Source organism: Pseudoalteromonas sp. SCSIO 43088 (assembly GCF_023650795.1).
Lineage (GTDB): Bacteria > Pseudomonadota > Gammaproteobacteria > Enterobacterales > Alteromonadaceae > Pseudoalteromonas > Pseudoalteromonas shioyasakiensis.
The window spans coordinates 3,689,300-3,704,362 of record NZ_CP072675.1 but is presented as its reverse complement, the minus strand read 5'-3'; the positions used below and the strand labels follow the sequence as shown (position 1 = coordinate 3,704,362).

Genomic DNA, 15,063 nt, shown 5'->3' with positions numbered 1-15,063 from the left:
TTTAAATAATCATGGAATAGCTAAGGCGAATTTTGTGCCAAAAACTAAGGTGTTGAAAAGTAATGGCTTTTTGTTTTTTGGAACGTGAGCTTTTCCCACTACTGGGAAAGCGAGTTTTAAAACTGGGAGTGAATGCTTAAATTAGCTTTCTTCGATTTTGCCAACTTGCGAAAGCTGATTAAACAAAATGCCTGCTTGGGTGCGGTTATAAACATTGAGTTTGCGTAAAATCGCTGACACATGTTGTTTGATTGTGGTTTCTTGAATCGACATTTCAAAGGCGATTTGTTTATTCAATAAACCGTCGGCAATCATCGCTAGTACGCGGTATTGCTGTGGGGTTAGTTTTTCGAGGTTACGAGCAAATTCGCTTTGTTCGTCGTTGATCACCACATCGGTTAAATCTACTTCAGGTGGTAACCAAGTGTCGCCGTTGAGTACATGGCTAATTGCTTCACTGATGACATCTAAAGAAGATGACTTTGGAATATAGCCTGCAGCGCCAAGGCTCATCGCTTGTTTGATTATGGCGGGTGTCTCATTGGCAGAGACCATAATCACTAAGATATCAGGGTAATGGTTACGCAGTTGCGAAAGGGCTTGTAGGCCATTTGCACCTGGGATCGTAAGGTCTAAAAATATTAGTTCAATCTCAGGGTGAGCGCTTAACAGTGCAAACAAACCATCAATGTCACTGGTTTCTTTAATATGTTCTTCTGGCACTGATGTCGCGGCAGCTTGACGCAGCGCACTTCTAAATAACGGGTGATCATCGGCGATTATGGTGTTCACAGCTAAAGACATTCCCTCGATTCTCCAATGCGTTATGTTATAAGTGATTTTGCGCTTTGAAACAAGGTTTGCCTGAGGGGAAGTTTCAGACAAACCTTTCTCACACAAGGATTTAGATTCTATTTTAGAAACGGTAACCAACAGTGAAGGCTACAGTGCGAGGGTCGCCGTAGTAACCAATCAGGGTATTATCACCACCTAAACCTGGGGTGTATTTGCTGATATCAGTTGGGTCTGTTGGATCAGGTGCCACGAATTGGTAGCCACCAATCATGTACTCTTCATCCGTTAAGTTTTTACCGTAAAGACCTGCAGTCCAGTGACCATCTGTGCTGTACCAAGTGATACCCATATTAAAGATACCGTAAGCATCTTGCGTTAATAGGCTATCTTCTTCGAATAGCGCGTAGTCGCCTCTGTGGTAGTAGTTACCATTGACAACAAAGTCACCCATTTCTGTGTACATACGGTACGTTGCACCCAGGTTAAAGGTTAAATCAGGTGTGTTTGATACCGTAAAGCGATCTGATTTATCGAATGCTTCACCGGTTTCTGGGTCGTAATCAATTACGTTATCGAAGTTACTATCGATGTAACCTACTGATGCATCAAAGCTGAGTGACTCTGTTGCAACATAGTTTAGTTCAAGCTCAATACCATCTGATGTTGACTCACCAATGTTACCCAAGCGTTGATTTAGATCTGCTGCGCTATCGCCCGGTAATACAGAAATGTATTGACGGTCTTTATGGTCAAGGGTGAATAAAGTGACGTTTGCACGTAAGTTGTTGTTCCACTCACTCTTCATACCGATTTCGAATGAATCAACGATTTCTGGTTTTGCTGCTGGCTCTGCAGTGGTTGCACGTGGGTTGAAAGTACCTGACTTAAAGCCTTGCGCGTAACTAGCAAAGAACATGATGTCACGATTGTACTGGTATTCAACACCTGCACGTGGTGTGAAGCGTGACCATTCTTCTTCATCATCGAGTACTGTTGGAACCAGTTGACCTTCTGGGCGAGTGTAACCTGGTACCCAACCTGATTCTGGATAAACAATGTCAAAGATTAGGCCATTGTTAACCTGTGCTTCTTTTTTGTCTTTGGTGTAACGCGCGCCGAGTGTCATTGACCATTTATCGGTTAAATCAATTGAGCTTTGGATATACGCTGCTTTACTGTTTGAGTTACTACAGCCGCTTACTTCACGAGTCAGACCCGGGGCACCTAAGCTTTGACCTAAGATACCTAAAATAGCCTCAAATTGACCGCAAGATTCACCATCATAGTAGTAAAGGCCCGAAACCAATTTGTAGTTATCGCCTTGATGATTTAGCTGTAACTCATGAGTGGTTTGTTCATCATCGTAAATAGCAGGTACATCGAAAATTTGAATTGACGTGTTATCAAAGTCGATATTAGTCGGTGAGTAGCTCTCACGGCTTGAACCAATATATTTAATGCTAGTACGGTCAGTCATATCCCAACGAGCAGTTAGGCTATAGCCTTCTAGTTCAACTTTATTCCATGTTGGTAAGCTGGTGTAAGAGTCATACACGCTGTCTGGAACTGGTGCATCAGTAAGAATACTTGGTAGTAAACGGTAACCACCTTTTGCGTTTGATTTGTCTTCTGTTTTATCCCACGCGAAACGGAAGAATAAGTCGTCAGTCGGAGTGTATTCGAGTGTAACGCGTGCTGCTGTTACGTCTTTGTTGTAGTTTTCGCGGTCTTGGTTATCAAGAGCCGATGTTAAAAACTCGCCAAAGCCATCACGGTTAAGCGTCGCAAAACCAAAGCCAACGTAAAGTTTTTCGTCAACAATCGGTAATTGGCCAGTGATTTTTAAATCTTTCTGGTTATAGCTACCTACAGTGCCTTGAATATTTAAGGTAGCATCACCGCTCATTTCTTTGGTGACGTATTTAATCGCACCACCTATGGTATTTTTACCGTAAAGCGTCCCTTGTGGACCACGTAATACTTCGATTTGTTGCACATCAAGAAGGTCAAGCACGGCACCTTGAGGGCGAGCAAGGTAGACATCATCAATATAAATACCTACGCCTGGCTCATAGCCCCAAAGTGGATCTTGTTGACCTACACCACGAATAAACGCGGTAATTGTAGAGTTAGTGCCACGGCTTGCTTGCAGGGTGGTATTTGGCGAGAACTGCTGAACTTCGGTCATAACGACGATGCCATTTTCTGCCAGTTCTTCAGCACCCACTGAGGTTACAGCAACAGGAACTTCTTGCAGGTTTTCAACAGTTTTACGTGCTGTTACCTGAATACGTTCAAGTTCACCTTTTTTTGCTGCAGGTTCGGCTTGTTCTGCCGCTTGAGCACTGACACCTGCCAAAGCAAGTGATACAGCCAGAGTAAGTGGCGCGACTTTTGGGTTAAGCTTTATCATGTTGTATTCCTTGTTATTGTTGTCATTAGTCTTATGGCCACTCACATTGATGTTGCCGAAGACTTAATAAGATTTGCCCGTGTCACCTGTCAGTTAATGTAGAAGATAGTTGCAAAAATTGAATTAGTACCATAGTGCTATACCCGCCGCAGCCCTTTATTTATCAAGCAATTAAGCTATTTTTAAAGCAGATAGTACCTTAGTGTTATGTATTTTTTGAACGCTTAGGGTAAGACTGAAAGCATTATTCCGATGTCACCTCATCTGTGTAATAACAATAATTATAGGAATGTCTATGCTGAGCATGATAGGACTGTTAGGCGGTTTAATACTGCTGATCATTTTAACGCTGCGTGGGGTAAATTTATTTATCGCTGCGCCAATCTGTGCACTGTTAGTTGCACTTAGTAGTGGCATGGCCATTTTCCCTGTATCGGCAGATACAAACTTTATTAACGCCTATATGGATGGCTTTGCAGGCTTCTTAAGCGCATGGTTCTTTATGTTCTTACTGGGTTCTTTATTCGGTAAGTTCATGGAAGACACCGGTGCTGCTGACAGTGTTGCGAGCTACATTGTGGGTAAACTAGGTATGAAGCACGCCGTTCTTGCGGTTGTGATTGCCTGTGCAGTTTTAACCTACGGTGGCGTGAGCGTCTTTATTGTTGCGTTTTCTGTCTACCCAATGGCATTAAGTCTGTTTAAAGATGCAAACTTACCGCGCCGCTTTATTCCAGCAACGCTGGCATTTGGTTCGGTGACCTTTACCATGACTTCGGCAGGCTCGCCAGAAATTCAAAACTGGATCCCGGTTAAGCACCTTGGTACGTCACCCTATGCGGCTTGGGAAGTGAGCTTAGTGGTGGCTATATTCATGGCGACAGCAGGTTACTTTTGGTTAAACAAGATGATCAAAAAGGCCGTTGCTAACGGCGAGACCTTTGAAGCGCGTGATGATGACCCTGTCATTATTGAGCGTCGTCGTCCGCATCCAATTACGGGTGTGATCCCGCTGATCGTGGTGCTACTTTTATCATTTACGCTACATGATGTACTACAGCAAACCGCGCTTATTGTTGCCTTACTTGGTGGTGTACTGAGTATTGTGATTATTAACTTCAAGCATTTTCACGATATGGGTAACGCGATTAATGTTGGTACAACTGGCGCTTTAGTGGCAATCGGTAATACCGCTGCTGTGGTTGGCTTTGGCGCTGTGGCGAAAGTATCACCAGCATTTACCGCCGCTGTCGATGTGATGACCCATATGCCGGGGAATGAGTTGGTTGGTGCTGCGGTTGCGGTCAGTGTAATTGCTGGTTTAACTGGTTCGGCTTCTGGCGGGCAAGCTATTGCATTACCGCTTGTCGCACCGGGTTATTTAGACATGGGTGTAAACCCTGAACAACTGCACCGAGTAGTGGCAATTAGCTCTGGAGCCCTAGATACCTTGCCGCATAATGGTTATGTGGTCACAACAATACGCGCTATCTGTAAAGAAACGCATCAACGAGCGTATTGGTCAATGGCAGCGCTCACTGCGGTTATTCCGCTTATCGGTGTCGCCTTGGCACTTGGACTCTTTATTATCTTTTAAGGAACAGCAATGAAAACCAAATTAATAATTTTGCTATGGCTGGTTGTATTTAGTAGCACTGCGTTTGGCGCTGCCAACAAAGCCGACACCATGCTGGTGGAAAAACAGCATTTTACGACAAAAGATTTTACCACTGTGTCTGGTGTGACTTTAGAGCAAGTGGACATTGGCTGGGAAAGTTACGGAAAACTAAACGCCAATAAAGATAACGTGATTTTAATCACTCATTATTTCTCTGGTACTTCTCATGCCGCAGGTAAATATAAAGCGGATGATGCCCTACCGGGTTATTGGGATGCGATTATCGGCCCAGGTAAAGCTATCGATACGAATAAATATTATGTGATTAGCTCAGATACCCTAGTGAATGCCAACTGGCATGATGAAAATGTAATTACGACAGGCCCTGCATCAACTAATCCAAAAACAGGCAAACCTTATGGGTTAGATTTCCCTGTGGTTACGATTACTGACTTTGTGAATGTGCAAAAGCGCTTACTCGACAGCTTAGGTATCACTAAATTACATGCTGTGATGGGCGCATCAATGGGATCGTTTCAAGCACTTGAGTGGGCAACACGTTATCCAGATAAAGTAGAGCGTTTAATTCATGTGATTGGCGCTGCAACTATGGATGCATGGACAGTCGCGGCACTTGAAAAATGGGCGTTACCAATTCGTTTAGATAAAAACTGGCAGCAAGGTAATTACTACGGTAAAGAGCGCCCGTTAGATGGCTTAGCAGCAACCATGCTTAATATTACACAAGATGCGATGCATCCAATTATTTATAACGCGAGCTTCCCTGACTTTAATGTATTGGATGAAGGTGCGTTAAAAGATATTCGTACCTTGCCTAAGTTAAACCAAGTACTCGCTCAGCGCGCAATGGCACGAGCGAAAACGCAAGATGCCAACCATGTACTTTATTTGGTCCGGGCATCACAACTATTTACCGCTGGCATGCAAAGTGATTTAACAACGGCGCTTAAAAATGTCTCTGCCAAAACATTATTACTACCCGCAACGAACGACTTACTGCTTCGCCCTGAAAACATGCGTACAGTGTTTGACACCATGAAAGCGGCAGGTAAAGACGTTGAGATTTCAGAAATTGAAGGGGGTTGGGGACACCTTGATGGCATTTTCTCAATCGCCACGAAAGCGCAGCTTATCAGTGAGTTTTTAGAGGAGTAGCCCGATGAACAAAACAGTTTTAATTACTGGTGCAGCCAGTGGTATTGGTCTATATGTTGCCCAGCAACTGGCGATGCAAGGTCACACTATTATTGTGACTGATTTAAATCAGCAAGCAGCACAGCAAGCGGCAGCAGGCATTGTTGAGCAAGGTGGTAGCGCCGAAGGGTATGCACTTAATGTGGCAGACAGTGATGCAATAGAGCAGTTTTTTACTGAGCTTAATCAGCCAATTGATGTACTTATTAATAATGCAGGTATTCAGCACGTTGCGAAGCTTGAAGATTTTCCGGCTGATAAGTGGCAGTTCTTACAGCAAGTTATGCTCGTTGGCCCGGCGATGATGACCAAGGCAGTACTCCCTCGCATGCGTGAGCAAGATTTTGGTCGTATCATTAATATTGGCTCAATTCATGCGATGGTGGCGTCTAAATATAAGTCGGCTTATATCGCTGCAAAACATGGCTTAATCGGCTTTGCTAAAACCATGGCGCTCGAAACGGGTGATGCCAACATCACGATTAATACTGTGTGCCCAGCCTATGTAAAAACACCGCTTGTGGAGCAACAAATTGCCTCGCAAGCCAAAGAGCATGGCATTTCAGAGCAACAAGTGATCGACACAATTATGTTAGCACCGATGCCGAAAAAAGCATTTATCGGCTTAGATGAGATCCTGCATACCGTTAGCTTTTTAATGGCCGATGCAGCACGCAATATTACCGCCCAAGCAATTGCCATTGATGGCGGTTGGACTGCACAGTAGGAGGAGCCAATGGCAGGTTTTGATAAAGTAGTTACAAGTTACAGCGAAGCGATGGCTGGTCTTGAAGATGGCATGACAGTGATAGCCGGTGGTTTTGGCTTATGCGGTATTCCTGAAGGACTTATTGCGCAAATTAAACGTCAAGGCACCCGTGATTTAACCGTGGTATCGAATAACTGTGGTGTTGATGGTTTTGGTTTAGGAGTGCTACTTGAAGACAAGCAAATCAGCAAGATGGTTGCCTCTTACGTTGGTGAAAACGCGCTATTTGAGCAGCAACTATTAAATGGTGAACTTGAAGTTGAGCTCACACCGCAAGGCACTTTAGCTGAAAAAATGCGTGCTGGTGGTGCGGGTATTCCTGCATTTTATACCGCAACGGGTGTCGGTACACCGGTGGCTGACGGTAAAGAAACCCGCAATATTAATGGTCGCGATTATTTATTAGAGCCAAGCATTACTGGCGACTTTGCGATAGTTAAAGCGTGGAAAGCAGATCGCTACGGTAACTGTATTTATCGTCATACGGCGATGAACTTTAATCCGATGGCAGCAACCGCAGGCAAAATTACGGTTCTTGAAGTTGAAAAAATTGTTGAGCCAGGGGAGCTAGAGCCAAGCCAAATTCACACGCCGGGTATCTATATTGACCGAGTGATTAAAGGTGAATTTGAAAAACGCATCGAGAAAGTTACCACTAAGCAAGAGAATCAATAAGGAGCACGCTGATGGCATTATCACGAGAACAAATCGCTAAACGCGTGGCGATGGAACTACAGGATGGTTACTACGTTAACCTAGGCATAGGTATTCCAACCTTGGTCGCTAATTATGTCCCTGATGGCATCGAAGTGATGCTGCAATCAGAAAATGGTTTACTCGGTATGGGGCCATACCCAAGTGCAGACCAAGTTGATGCCGATATGATCAACGCAGGTAAAGAAACGGTCACCGCTGCAACGGGGGCGGCTATATTTAGCTCCGCAGAAAGCTTTGCCATGATCCGCGGCGGCCACGTTGATTTAACCGTGCTGGGCGCGTTTGAAGTAGATCAAAACGGCAACATAGCCAGTTGGATGATCCCGAAAAAGTTGGTTAAAGGGATGGGCGGTGCGATGGATTTAGTGGCTGGTGCTAAAAACATTATTTGTACTATGACCCATGCCAACAAGCATGGTGAATCAAAACTGCTGACCGAATGTAGTTTGCCGTTAACGGGCGTTGGTTGTATCAATAAAGTGATCACCGATTTGGCACTTTTAGAAATTAAAGACGGTGCATTTCATTTATTAGAGCGTGCTCCAGGTGTCTCGGTTGATGAGATTATTGCTAAGACACAGGGCAAACTTATTGTCTCTGGTGACGTTCCTGAGATGACTTTTAGCTAGTTTTGCGACTTTTAAGCAGCTAATTTGCCTAGATTTTATACTAACCCCCAGTAATGTGCTTTTTGTTCATGAGTTTTATGAACAAAAAGCCATTTATCACCATCAATGCAACTTACCCCCTAAACATTTCGTTAATCTATCGTTAACACTATGCTCCAAACCAGATCGCCATTTGCAGTAGGCCGATCAACGACAACAAATAATTATAATCTGGTGTGGAGTAATTCATGAAAGCAAGTAACACACAGCTCGCTTTAGCCGTTGCAGCGGCGTTAGCAAGTACATCAGCATTCGCACAAAGCGACACTGAACAACTACAGCAACAACTCGATGCACTTCAAAAAGAAGTGGATTCATTAAAAACATCTAGCGGCTTCAACCTAGAATTTGGTGGCCGCGTGCAACTTGATTACAACTATTTCGACGGTGCTTACAATGCCGACAATGATGGCGCTGGAGGCAGCGACTTCTTCCCGCGTCGTATCCGTACTTATGTTGAAAGTGAACATGGTAACTGGGATCACAAATTACTACTCGAATTTTCTGAAGGCACGGCTGAAATCGTGTTAGCGCGTGTACGTTATGCATTCGACAACGGCTTAAAAGTAAAAGCCGGTAAAATTCGTGAAGACATGTCGCTCAATGCGCTAACCAGTTCTAAACACATTAATACCATTGAGCGTAGCACCCTTGCTAACACCTTCTCGCCTTTCTTCCGCTGGGGTATCTCGGCTTATCAATACTTTAAAGATTCAGGCTTGCGTTACGCCGTGGGTGTTTACAAAAACGATGCATTTGGTGCCTCAGGCCATGACGAAGATGACAAACTGACATTGGCTGTAACAGGTCGCTTAACTTGGTCTAGTGCAGCGCCGGGTGATGTGATTCATTTAGGTGCTTGGCACTCTTATCGTGATATGGGCGACAATGATTTAAGCGCTCGTTTTGCCCGTGGTGAAGTGCGTGAAACCAATGTTCGCTTAGTGGATTACGCAGTCGGTGGTGAAACCGCAGCGCTAAATAGCATGTCACAAAGCGGTCTTGAATTTGCCTACCAAGCAAATGCATTCACTCTAGAGGCTGAATATGCCAGCCGCTACCTCGATACGGTAGATAGTAGTAACGAACTTGATGGTGAGCGTTTTGATGGCTTTCATGTCTCGGCAAGTTACTTCTTAGGCGGTGAGCAGCGCCGTTACAAAGCAGGCTCTGCATTATTTGTACAACCAAAAGGGATTAAAGATGCATGGGAGCTGGTTGCACGTGTGTCACAAATGAATGCTAGCAGCAAACAGCAAGGTACCGACGTAACCACTTATACATTAGGCACATCATATTACCTAAGCAGCGATATCAAATTTATGGGCAACCTGATTTACAGCGATGTTGATGGTGCCGGTGCTTCTACGCTGGTAGGTGATGAAGATTCAGGTATGGGCATCAGTGCTCGTATGCAGTACTTATTTTAGGAGTCGTGCATTATGACTATGTTTAAATCATTAAAAAGATCTGTTTTAGCAGCTTCATTATTAGTAGCCAGCCCACTGGCATTAGCAAACTTACACTTTTTGGTACCGGGTGGCCCAGGCGGCGGTTGGGATACCACAGCACGTGGTGTCGGTGAAGCAATGGTAAAAGCGGGCATTGAAGATAATGCATCGTTTCAGAATATGTCGGGCGGCGGCGGTGGCCGTGCAATTGCTTACTTGATTGAGTCGGGCACTAAAAAAGGCGATATGTTGATGGTTAACTCAACGCCTATCGTACTGCGCGCATTATCAGGCAAAATTCCTTACAGCTATCGCGATTTAACACCAGTTGCCAGCATGATTGCTGATTATGGTGCATTTGTGGTGCGTAATGACTCGCCATTTAAAACATGGCAAGACGTTATTGATGCAATGAAAAAAGACCCAGGCTCTGTAAAAGTAGCAGGTGGTTCTGCGCGCGGCAGCATGGATCACTTAGTGGCTGCACAAGCAGTTAAAGCGGCGGGTCTTGATGGTCGTCGATTACGTTACATTCCTTACGATGCCGGTGGTAAAGCGAAAGCAGGTTTATTGTCGGGCGAGGTCAACTTACTTTCAACAGGCTTAAGTGAAGCTCTCGAAGTCGCTAATGGTGGCCAGGCACGTATTTTAGCGGTGACTTCTGCAGATAAATTGCCAGATTACCCAGCAATTCCAACCTTAAAGTCGCTAGGTTACGACATGGAGTTCGTAAACTGGCGCGGCTTTTTTGCAACCCCAGATTTACCAGCAGACAAACTAGCCGAGTACACAGAAAAGCTACGTAAGTTGCAACAAACCCCTGAATGGGAAGCGGTTCGTGCCCGTAATGGTTGGCTAAATCTATTTCAAGAAAAAGAAGCGTTTATTAAATCGCTTGAGCAGCAAGAAGCGCAATTACGCGTTGTAATGAAAGAACTTGGTTTTATCCGAGGCTAAGGTTAGACGATGTTAAACCGTGAACTAATTGGACCAAGTTTATTCTTGGTCCTCTTTACCCTCTACGCCCTTGTGGCTTGGCAAATTCCACTTATGCCATTTGAAGAGTACGAAAGCGTTACTTCTGCAACCTTACCAAAAGTGTATGCGGTATTCGGTATCGTGGTGTGTGTACTATCGATTGGTGCCAACTTATTAAAGCAAGCACCTGCAGAAAAAGCAGAGCTACTCAGTAAGGGCAACTTACTACGTACCTTTGCACTGTTGGTGTTGATGGTTGCTTATAGCGCCATGCTTGAACCGTTCGGCTTTTTAATTGCCACCAGTGCATTTTTAATTACGGGCTTTTTTATCATGGGCGAACGCCGTAAGGCAGTGTTGTTGTTTGCTTCTGTGCCTGTGGCCGTGGTTTTTTGGTTTTTAATGACACAAGTACTGGGCATTTACTTAGTACCTGGCAATCTGTGGAGTTAAGTTATGCTTGATGGAATTATGTTAGGTTTGTCGACCGTACTCGACTGGAACAACTTGTTATATGTGATCGTAGGCTGCTTTGTTGGCACGTTCATAGGTATGCTACCGGGTCTTGGTCCAATTACTGCAATTGCGTTGATGATCCCGATCACTTACAGCATCGGTGCTGATTCGGGCATGATTTTAATGGCCGGTGTTTACTACGGGGCTATATTCGGTGGCTCTACTTCTTCTATTTTGATTAATGCGCCGGGTGTGGCGGGGACGGTAGCATCATCGTTTGATGGTTATCCGCTAGCAAAACAAGGTAAGGCAGGTAAAGCCCTTGCGATTGCAGCTTATTCATCCTTTATAGGTGGGACCATTGGCGCCATTTTATTGATGGTGGCTGCGCCATTATTAGCGAAAGTGTCATTAAGTTTCCAATCGCCTGATTATGTTGTACTGATGTTTTTAGGCTTAACGGCGATTGCTGCGTTCTCTAATAAAGGGCAATTTTTAAAAGCCATGATGATGACGGTATTTGGTTTAATGCTGGCAACGGTAGGTATTGATCCCTCTTCAGGTACCGAGCGCTTTACTTTTGGCCAAGCTGATTTATTAGATGGTATTAGCTTTTTATTAGTAGCAATGGCAACGTTTGCGTTGGCTGAGGCACTGATTAATGTGGCGCGCCCAGAAGCTGAGCCAGATAAAAAAATTGACGATCCTGATACGCCAAAAATTGGTTCAACAAAACTGACTAAAGAAGAAGTCAAAGATATGGCTCCTGTGGTTGGCCGCTCATCTTTACTTGGCTTTATAGTCGGTGTTTTACCGGGCGCAGGGGCAACCATTGCCAGCTTTATGGCCTACGCTACTGAGCGTAACCTTGCTCCAAAAGCGCTGAAAGATAAATTTGGTAAGGGTTCGATGCGTGGCTTAGCGGCACCTGAGTCGGCTAATAATGCAGCTTGTACTGGCTCATTTGTACCACTACTGACTTTAGGTATTCCAGGCTCTGGTACAACAGCTATTATGCTAGGTGCATTAATTGCCTACGGTATTCAGCCGGGCCCTATGTTAATGCAAGAAAACCCAAGCGTGTTTTGGGCTGTCATTGTCAGTATGTACTTTGGCAATATTGTACTGCTGATTTTGAATCTGCCGTTGATCCCATATTTCGCTAAAGTGTTGGCAATGCCTAAATCTGTGCTGACCGTGATGATTTTATTCTTCAGCTTAATTGGTGTGTATTTAGTGTCATTTAACACCTTTGATTTATTTATGATGGTGGGCTTTGCGCTGGTGGCCTTGGTGCTTCGCTTGTTAGCTTTCCCTATGGCGCCTTTATTACTTGGCTTTATCCTCGGTGATATGATTGAGCGAAACTTCCGCCGTGCCATGATGATTTCAGATGGTTCACTAAGCTTTTTATGGGACCGCCCATTAACACTAAGTATTTTTGTGATTTCGATCTTAGTGTTGTTGTTCCCACTGAAAGACTATATTGTCCAACGTCGTAAAGAAAAAGCAGCTACGCAAGCAGAGCAACATGCGTAGAACAAGGCACTGATATGAGATACACCAATAAGCTAAATCCATTTCAGCATGTGGTTAAAAAACCCAAGCGCTTAGAAACGCGACTCATTATTTGGGTTACCGGTCTATGTGTTTTACAGGCTGTATTGTTTGGCGCATTGGTGTATCAGATCACCGCAGAAAGCTTACATAACCACATGGGTGATAAAGCGCTTGCGCTCGCAACCAGTATTGCCTCACGGGATGACGTGCAAAATGCATTGCAAACCAAGCAAGGGCTTGATGAGTTAAATACGCAAATAGAGCATATTCGTGAACTCACCGCAGCCAGCTTTATCGTGATTGGCGATAAGAATACCCGTCGCATTGTTCACCCAGACCCCGACAAGCTCGGTAAGCCGATGGTGGGTGGTGATAGTAAAGCGGCGCTGCGTGGTGAGCGGTATGTGTCGATTGCTAAAGGGAGTTTGGGCGAATCTATCCGTGGCAAAGTCCCTGTGCTCTCAGAGCGAGGCGAAGTCATCGGCTTGGTATCGGTTGGCTTTTTAGTGCAATCAATTGAACCGCTTATTCGTGCTCGCAGTGCAGAAATCATGCTTTGGGGTTTGTTGTTAGTCGGTTTAAGTATTTTGGCCGCGGTGTATATTGGTCAACGGGTTCGTAATGCTATTTTTGGGTTACAGCCTGACGAAATAGCACGGTTGTTCTCTGAGCAAGATGCTATTTTGAATACTGTTCGTAGCGGCATTATCGCCCTCGATCCTGAAGGTAATGTACGTAACTTAAATCAACGTGCCTGCGAAATCCTCGGTAAACCGACCAGCTGTATTCATCAGCCACTTAAGCTTGCAGATTTGCTTCCTGAACATAGCGAGTTTTTAATGCATAACCAACAGCGTCCGATTGTTGGTTTTGAATTGTTTGCCGCCGATAAACGCATTGTGTTGTCGCGATATGCATTGCAAGTGCAAGGTCAGGCTGATGGCATTTTGCTGAGTATGCGCCCTGCGGATGAACTTGAATATTTATCGCAGCAATTAACCAAAGTGCAGGCCTTTGCTGAGTTATTACGAGTGCAAACGCATGATTACTCGAACAAGCTAAACTTAATTGGTGCGTTAATTCAGATGGGGCAAACGGATCAGGCGATTGAGCTAATTGGTCAAGAAAGTAAAGGCTCGCAAGCGCAGATCCATCATTTGCTCGAAAGGATCCAAGATCCGGTACTAGCAGGTTTATTGGTTGGTAAATACCATAAAGCCCGTGAATTAAACGTGATACTTGAGCTTAATCCAGATAGCTTATTAGGATCGATCACCCGTAAAGATATGCTTGAACGGGTTGTCTCGATACTTGGCAATTTGATTGATAACGCAATTGAAGCTGCTATTCGAGCTAGCGATACACGTACCCCTAAAGTTCGTGTTACGGTTGATGAAACCAGTAAAACATTATTGTTTGATGTTGAAGACAGCGGCTTTGGTTTAGGCGATGACAAGGATGTGATATTCACACCACAATACAGTTCTAAGTCAGGGGCAGAGCATGGTATTGGCCTTTATTTAGTTAAAACCAACTTAGATTCGTGTCGTGGTAGTTTAGAAATAGGTGAGTCTGATCTGATGGGAGCACGTTTAAGTGTCTACATTCCAAAATAATAAAAAATGATCAGCCTATAAATAAAAGGTAAAGAACATGACTTACTCAGTTGTCATTGTTGAAGACGAAGTAGAAGTAGCCCAATTATTGGCGCAATACTTATTACTTCCTCATGGCGTTGCTGGCCAACAAGGGGCGCGGCAAACACTGCGTCAGGGGCAATATCAGGTTGTGGGTATTGCAGGCAATCTTGCCACTGCGAAAGCGCTATTATCGGCGATTAATGCCGATTTAATTTTGCTCGATATTCATTTGCCCGATGGCAATGGTCTTGATTTACTTAATGAATTACGCCGCGAAGAAATGAAAAGCGAAGTAATGCTATTAACCGCAGCAAAAGAAGTAGAAACACTGGAAAAAGCCATGCAACTTGGTGCCTGTGACTTCTTAGTAAAACCATTAATGCTAAATCGTTTAGATCAAGCGTTGGCGCGATTCGAAGCAAGGCAACAATGTTTGTCAGATGCCGATGAAGTAACCCAATCTATGGTCGATACTTTATTTGGATCGCAAGAACAGTTAAAAGCCCCAGTCAGGTTGCCAAAAGGGGTGGATCAGCTTACTTTACAAAAGATCTTAAAAGCTTTTAAAGCGAATATTGGCACGGCTTTTACTGCTCAGCAAATGGGTGATTTAGTCGGCGTAAGCCGCTCAACAGCCCGTCGTTACCTAGAATACTTGCTTGAAGCTGAGCAAGTCAGTGCTGATCAGAGCTATGGAAGTATCGGGCGACCTGAGCGCTGTTATAAAATGACAAGTAGCTAATCGCATCATTTAATAGCCAAATCAGTGCTAAATTAGCGATT

At 44.4% G+C, this 15,063-nt stretch carries 13 protein-coding genes; 11 read left to right on the top strand and 2 right to left on the bottom strand.

The features are described from left to right. Nucleotides 1-141: 141 nt before the first annotated feature. The gene (locus tag J8Z28_RS17080; protein WP_054552322.1) at nucleotides 142-804 is read right to left on the bottom strand and encodes a response regulator transcription factor; all 663 of its coding nucleotides are present in this window, start codon (nucleotides 802-804) and stop codon (nucleotides 142-144) included. 112 nt (nucleotides 805-916) lie between these two features. Continuing rightward, the gene (locus tag J8Z28_RS17075; RefSeq protein ID WP_062566309.1) at nucleotides 917-3,208 is read right to left on the bottom strand and encodes a TonB-dependent receptor; all 2,292 of its coding nucleotides are present in this window, start codon (nucleotides 3,206-3,208) and stop codon (nucleotides 917-919) included. A 295-nt stretch (nucleotides 3,209-3,503) separates the two neighbouring features. Between J8Z28_RS17075 and J8Z28_RS17070 the strand changes: the two genes are divergently transcribed. From J8Z28_RS17070 to J8Z28_RS17020, 11 genes are all read left to right on the top strand, one after another. Further along, nucleotides 3,504-4,805 carry a GntP family permease gene (locus J8Z28_RS17070; RefSeq protein WP_054562937.1) on the top strand — a complete coding sequence of 434 codons (1,302 nt, stop codon included), beginning with the start codon at nucleotides 3,504-3,506 and terminating at the stop codon, nucleotides 4,803-4,805. 9 nt (nucleotides 4,806-4,814) lie between these two features. Then, complete coding sequence (locus J8Z28_RS17065) at nucleotides 4,815-6,002, top strand: E22 family MetX-like putative esterase (RefSeq protein ID WP_062566308.1); 1,188 nt, start codon at nucleotides 4,815-4,817, stop codon at nucleotides 6,000-6,002. A gap of 4 nt (nucleotides 6,003-6,006) precedes the next feature. Beyond that, the gene (locus J8Z28_RS17060) at nucleotides 6,007-6,768 is read left to right on the top strand and encodes a 3-hydroxybutyrate dehydrogenase (protein ID WP_062566307.1); all 762 of its coding nucleotides are present in this window, start codon (nucleotides 6,007-6,009) and stop codon (nucleotides 6,766-6,768) included. A gap of 9 nt (nucleotides 6,769-6,777) precedes the next feature. Then, complete coding sequence (locus J8Z28_RS17055) at nucleotides 6,778-7,485, top strand: CoA transferase subunit A (protein ID WP_062566306.1); 708 nt, start codon at nucleotides 6,778-6,780, stop codon at nucleotides 7,483-7,485. Between the two features lie 11 nt (nucleotides 7,486-7,496). Next, on the top strand, nucleotides 7,497-8,156 hold the full coding sequence (locus tag J8Z28_RS17050) for a 3-oxoacid CoA-transferase subunit B (RefSeq protein ID WP_054562936.1): 660 nt from the start codon (nucleotides 7,497-7,499) through the stop codon (nucleotides 8,154-8,156). Nucleotides 8,157-8,383: 227 nt separating this feature from the next. Beyond that, entirely contained in the window at nucleotides 8,384-9,625 is a 1,242-nt protein-coding gene (locus J8Z28_RS17045) for an OprO/OprP family phosphate-selective porin (RefSeq protein WP_054552329.1), read from the top strand. A gap of 12 nt (nucleotides 9,626-9,637) precedes the next feature. Further along, nucleotides 9,638-10,603: a Bug family tripartite tricarboxylate transporter substrate binding protein gene (locus J8Z28_RS17040; RefSeq protein WP_370316435.1), complete on the top strand. Its 966-nt coding sequence runs from the start codon at nucleotides 9,638-9,640 to the stop codon at nucleotides 10,601-10,603. 9 nt (nucleotides 10,604-10,612) lie between these two features. Continuing rightward, on the top strand, nucleotides 10,613-11,077 hold the full coding sequence (locus J8Z28_RS17035; protein ID WP_054562934.1) for a tripartite tricarboxylate transporter TctB family protein: 465 nt from the start codon (nucleotides 10,613-10,615) through the stop codon (nucleotides 11,075-11,077). Between the two features lie 3 nt (nucleotides 11,078-11,080). Beyond that, nucleotides 11,081-12,619, top strand: a complete 1,539-nt coding sequence (locus J8Z28_RS17030; RefSeq protein WP_054552331.1) for a tripartite tricarboxylate transporter permease — start codon at nucleotides 11,081-11,083, stop codon at nucleotides 12,617-12,619. A 14-nt stretch (nucleotides 12,620-12,633) separates the two neighbouring features. Next, on the top strand, nucleotides 12,634-14,256 hold the full coding sequence (locus J8Z28_RS17025; protein WP_062566305.1) for an ATP-binding protein: 1,623 nt from the start codon (nucleotides 12,634-12,636) through the stop codon (nucleotides 14,254-14,256). A 37-nt stretch (nucleotides 14,257-14,293) separates the two neighbouring features. Further along, nucleotides 14,294-15,022 carry a response regulator gene (locus J8Z28_RS17020; RefSeq protein WP_054552333.1) on the top strand — a complete coding sequence of 243 codons (729 nt, stop codon included), beginning with the start codon at nucleotides 14,294-14,296 and terminating at the stop codon, nucleotides 15,020-15,022. The last annotated feature ends 41 nt before the right edge of the window (nucleotides 15,023-15,063 follow it).